The following is a 354-nucleotide window of genomic DNA, read 5'->3' on the forward strand; positions in this document are numbered from 1 at the left end:
CGTTTTTTCTGATGATGACATCTTCGTTAACTCCTCAAGATTTTTCTTTATTATACGCGAAAAAAAGCCGACATTTCAATAGAAATGACGACTTTGACTCTCTAAAATTTTAGGTGTAATAGAAAATCCTTTCATTAACCATTCGACTTGTTCAGGCGTTAAAGCCTGAACTTCCGTAGTATTTCTTGGCCAAGTTAGTTGTCCATTTTCAAAACGTTTATAAAGCAACCAGAAGCCTTCACCATCCCAGTAGAGGGCTTTAAATCGATCACTTTTTCCACCACAAAAAAGAAAGACGGATTTTGAAAAAGGGTCTAAAGCGAATTGTGACTGAATGAGGTAAGCCAGTGAATC

Annotated in this window: 1 protein-coding gene; it reads right to left on the bottom strand. The window is 36.7% G+C overall.

From position 1 onward, the window contains the following. Positions 1-75: 75 nt before the first annotated feature. On the bottom strand, positions 76-354 hold a 279-nt coding region (gene tnpB / locus ACTQZM_RS12115), incomplete at its 5' end, for an IS66 family insertion sequence element accessory protein TnpB (RefSeq protein ID WP_441653908.1).

Source organism: Enterococcus cecorum (assembly GCF_052119425.1).
GTDB classification, from domain to species: domain Bacteria; phylum Bacillota; class Bacilli; order Lactobacillales; family Enterococcaceae; genus Enterococcus_E; species Enterococcus_E cecorum_C.